The sequence below is a fragment of the Fretibacterium fastidiosum genome, assembly GCF_000210715.1.
In the GTDB taxonomy this organism is placed as follows: Bacteria; Synergistota; Synergistia; order Synergistales; family Aminobacteriaceae; genus Fretibacterium; species Fretibacterium fastidiosum.
Genome location: NC_021038.1, coordinates 1559968 through 1563889, shown reverse-complemented (window position 1 = coordinate 1563889; position 3922 = coordinate 1559968). Strand labels below are relative to the sequence as shown.

The window sequence follows — 3922 nt, the reverse complement described above, 5'->3', positions numbered from 1 at the left end:
ACTCCAGGAAGAGGGAAGGGCGGTTGCCCGTGGGCGACTTGGGGTCGTCCACGAACTCCCACTGGACCTTCCCCAGCCCCAGCTCCGCGACCAGCTTCTCGATTTCCTTCGCCTTGGCCTCCTCACCCGTCCCCCCGTTGTGGGGGAGACGGCGGGGATCCGACAGATGCGGCTCAGGGCCGCAACCATGTCGTCCCTGAGCCGCTCGACTTCCGTTAGAACCTTGTCGTTCACCAGAAAGCTCCTCCAAAAAGACGCCTACAGGAAGAGCCCGCGCAGCTCCACCACGTCGGCGACGCGCTGGATGGCGGCCATGGTGGCCGCGCGGCGCATCGTGACCTTCTTGGCCTCCGCGTAATCCCACACGCGCTTGAAGTTGTCCTTCATGATGTGGATCAGGCGGGTGTTGTACTCGTCGGCGGTCCAGAAGAAGCCCTGAAGGTTCTGCGCCCACTCGAAGTAGGAGCCGATGACGCCGCCCGAGTTGGCCAGGAAGTCAGGCACCAGCTTCACGCCCGCGTCCGCCATGATCTTGTCGCCCTCCGGCGTGGTGGGGCCGTTCGCGCCCTCGACGACGTACTTCGCCAAGACCTTGCCCGCCGTGTCCTTGTTGATGACGCCGTCGCGCGCGCAGGGGAACAGGAAGTCGCACTTGGTGAACAGGACCTCGTCGACCTTCTCGCAGTTCCCGACCTTCTCGAATCCGTTCAGGAGCTTCTTGGGGTCCTTGTCCTTCACCTCGAAGGCCTTCTCGATGTCGATGCCCTTTTCGGAGTAGTAGGAGCCCGTGATGTCGCTGATGCCGACGACCTTGACGCCGTTCTCCTGCAGCGTCTTGGCCGTGTAGCTGCCCACGTTGCCGAAGCCCTGAATGGAGGCGGTCATCTTCGCGGGGTCCTTGCCCAGCGCCTTCATGAACTCGAGCCCGCAGGTCGCGACGCCGCGGCCCGTGGCCTCGTTGCGCCCCTTGGAGCCCCAATAGGAGATGGGTTTGCCCGTCAGGATGCCCGGCTCCAGCTGGCCGTGCATCTTGCTGATGGTGTCCAGGATCCACACCATCTCAGGGCCGCCCGTGTTCATGTCGGGGGCGGGCACGTCCGTCCAGGAGCCGATGATGGGGGCGATGCGCGCGGCGAAGGTGCGGGTCATGCGCTCCTTCTCCTTCTTCGACATCTCGAGCGGGTCGCAGCAGATGCCGCCCTTGCCGCCGCCGTAGGGGATGCCCGCCAGGGAGCACTTCCACGTCATGAGCATGGAAAGCGCCTCGCACTCGTCGATGTCCACCGCGGGATCGTAACGAAGGCCGCCCTTCGCAGGCCCCAGGGCCGTGGAGTGCTGCACGCGATAGCCCTTAAAAACCTTCACGGAGCCGTCATCCATCTCGGTGGGCACGGAAACCTCAAGCCTGCGCTCCGCATGGCTCAGGATGGAGATCAGCTTCTCGCTGAGCCCCATCTCGTCCGCCGCGCCGTAAAACTCCTGAAGCGCCGTATCCAGCAGTACGTTTTCAGCCTTTCTTCTCTCAGCCATTACGTCATGCACCTCCACAATATTTTGAGCTCCCATCGCTGGGAAAGATTAAAGATAGATAAAGAACGAACACCGCGACGGCCCCTGAGCGAAGCAACCTCGCAACGTGTCTAAAGGATATCACAAAAAAGAGAAAAGCGTGCGGAAATTGCGTTTTTACACGTCAAATTCCCCGTCGTTTTCCCCCTCATCCTCCCCTTCCTCCTCGACGCCTGAGGGCTGCGCGGCCTCGAAGAGCGCTTCCCCCTCCTCCGTCAGAATCGTCACCTTCCGCTCCGCCCTCTGGAGCAGCTTCTCGCTCTTTTTGACGAGGGCCACCCCCTCTTCAAAAACCGCCAGCGCCTCGTCCATCGACATCGGCTCGGACTCCAGGCGTTTTGCGATCTCATCCAGACGCGCCAGATTTTCTGCGAACGGCATATCTTTCCCTCCTGCAAGGTCAAACGAAATTATGGTTGGCCGCGTGTTATTGTAGCAGGTCGCGGCACAAAAAACCGGCTGACCGCTCACGGGCGACTTCACCTTCCGCGCTTCGACTTGCGTGCGGCGCGGGGCCTTTCAGAATTTTTCCGGACGTCCATGCCTTTTCTAAGAAAGTTGTGATAAAATTCTAGAGTTAATTTCGAGGATCGTTCGGCGGAGCGGGGAGATAACAGGAAGCGTTCTTCCTTCCCCTACGCCCGATGCAGGGAGGAAATGATCATGGCAAAGTTCTGTCAGTGCTGCGGGCGCGGGCCCGCTTCGGGAAACGCGGTGAGCCACTCGAACCGGCACACCCGTCGTCGTTGGCTCGTCAACCTTCAGAGCGTGCGCATCGACGCGGGCGACGGCACGACGTTCAAGGTGCGGGTCTGCACCAAATGCCTGAGGTCCGGCTTCGTCCGGAGGGCAATGGCCGCGGCGCCGGCCGAGGCGTAAGCGAATGGGGGCTCCCGGTGGAGCCCTTTTTTTGTGCGCGGTTCACGCAGCGGCCGGCCGCGCTCCCTTCCCCGCCGAAGCCTGGGGCAGAATTTGGGGGCGATCCTGCCGGACCGCCCCCAACCCCGCGTCCACCGTCCGCTACGCCTTGACGTCCAGCGCACCGCCAAGCCCCATGGACTTGAGAAGCTGCGCCATCATGTCCTTCTGGGCCTCCATGACGTTCTTCAGCATGGAGGTCTGGACCGCCTGAGCCGTCCGCGCCGAGGCCATCTCCATGGAATACCGCGCGACATCAGCCGTGATGTCCACCATCGCTCACCCCCTTCGTCAGCGCCCTGTCCGCGTCGTTTGGCCAGAGCCGCTTTGCTTTATGATAGCACATCAAAGACCGCAGCGCGGGCGAAATGAAAGCGTTTGAGCCGATCGAGCGGTGGCCTGTCCGCCGAACCCGAAAGGAGGGGGCGAGAGGGCATGGACGAAAGGGGCGGACTCCTGCTGATCCAGCAGAAGGACTATGAGCAGGCGGGCATCGACGCGGCGGTGCGGCGGGCCTGCGACCACTTCGGTGGCGCATTGAGCCCCGTGAAGCCCGGAGACCGCGTGCTCCTGAAGGTGAACCTGGTGGGCGGGCACGCGCCGGAGCGCCGCGCCACGACGGACCCCTCCGTCGTCCGCGCCGTCGCCCGCCTGCTGCTGGACTGCGGCGCAAGGCCCTTCATCGCGGACAGCCCCGGCATTGACGCCTTCCATGTGGCCGCGGAACGGGCCGGCTTCGCGGGCGTCGCGCGGGAACTGGGAATCCCCTGTCTGGAGCTGACGGACCCCGTGCCCCTGAAGGTCTCCGAGGGCTCCCTCTTTCGGAAGATCGAGGTGAGCCGCCTGGTCCTCGAGGCCGACGCCGTCGTCAACCTCCCCAAGATGAAGACCCACGGACAGATGCTCCTCACCCTCGGCGTCAAGAACCTGTTCGGCTGCGTCGTGGGACGCGCCAAGGCCGCCTGGCACTACGACGTGGGCTTCGACCGGGACCGCTTCGCGTCCCTCCTCCTGGAGATCGCGGGGGGCGTAGCCCCCTGTCTGACGATCCTCGACGGCGTCGTGGGGATGGACGGAGAGGGCCCCACCAGCGGACACCCCAACCCATGGGGCGTCGTGGCAGCCGCCCGCGACCCGCTCCTCATGGACCTGTGGCTCTGCCGCATGATGGGCGTCCGCCTCGACGACTTCCCCCTGTACCGCGCCGCCAGGCAGCGGCGCCTTCCTCAGTGTGCTCTGGACGACGCGGACGTCGCAGGCGACCTTCCGCCGGACCACGCCTTCAGCGTCAGGCTCCCCGATCAGGGTAGCCTGCGCTTCCTGCCCCACTTGCCCTTTTTGGAGCGGGCCATGATGTCCCGTCCCATCCAGATCGCGGAGCGCTGCATCGGCTGTGGGCGATGCGCGGAGGTCTGCCCCGCGGACGCACTGACCC

5 protein-coding genes and 1 pseudogene are annotated in these 3922 nt (G+C 64.3%); 2 read left to right on the top strand and 4 right to left on the bottom strand.

All coding sequences use genetic code 11. The features are described 5' to 3' along the window. The 3 genes and pseudogenes from SY1_RS07275 to xseB all read right to left on the bottom strand — a co-directional run. Positions 1-250 (bottom strand): annotated as a pseudogene (locus SY1_RS07275) (hypothetical protein); the annotation flags it as partial. An 8-nt stretch (positions 251-258) separates the two neighbouring features. Further along, positions 259-1530, bottom strand: coding sequence for a Glu/Leu/Phe/Val family dehydrogenase (locus SY1_RS07270; protein ID WP_015556634.1), 1272 nt, complete (start codon positions 1528-1530; stop codon positions 259-261). A 156-nt stretch (positions 1531-1686) separates the two neighbouring features. Beyond that, a complete protein-coding gene (gene xseB / locus SY1_RS07265) occupies positions 1687-1950 on the bottom strand; it encodes an exodeoxyribonuclease VII small subunit (RefSeq protein ID WP_015556633.1) in 264 nt (87 codons plus the stop codon). A 282-nt stretch (positions 1951-2232) separates the two neighbouring features. On the opposite strand from xseB, the gene rpmB reads away from it, so the two are divergent. Continuing rightward, the gene (gene rpmB, locus SY1_RS07260) at positions 2233-2448 is read left to right on the top strand and encodes a 50S ribosomal protein L28 (RefSeq protein ID WP_208873267.1); all 216 of its coding nucleotides are present in this window, start codon (positions 2233-2235) and stop codon (positions 2446-2448) included. Positions 2449-2589: 141 nt separating this feature from the next. Here the strand turns inward: rpmB and SY1_RS07255 are convergent, their stop codons facing one another. Continuing rightward, the gene (locus SY1_RS07255; protein WP_015556631.1) at positions 2590-2763 is read right to left on the bottom strand and encodes a YjfB family protein; all 174 of its coding nucleotides are present in this window, start codon (positions 2761-2763) and stop codon (positions 2590-2592) included. Between the two features lie 159 nt (positions 2764-2922). Between SY1_RS07255 and SY1_RS07250 the strand changes: the two genes are divergently transcribed. Further along, a partial coding sequence (locus tag SY1_RS07250) for a DUF362 domain-containing protein (RefSeq protein ID WP_208873265.1) occupies positions 2923-3922 on the top strand: 1000 nt, incomplete at its 3' end.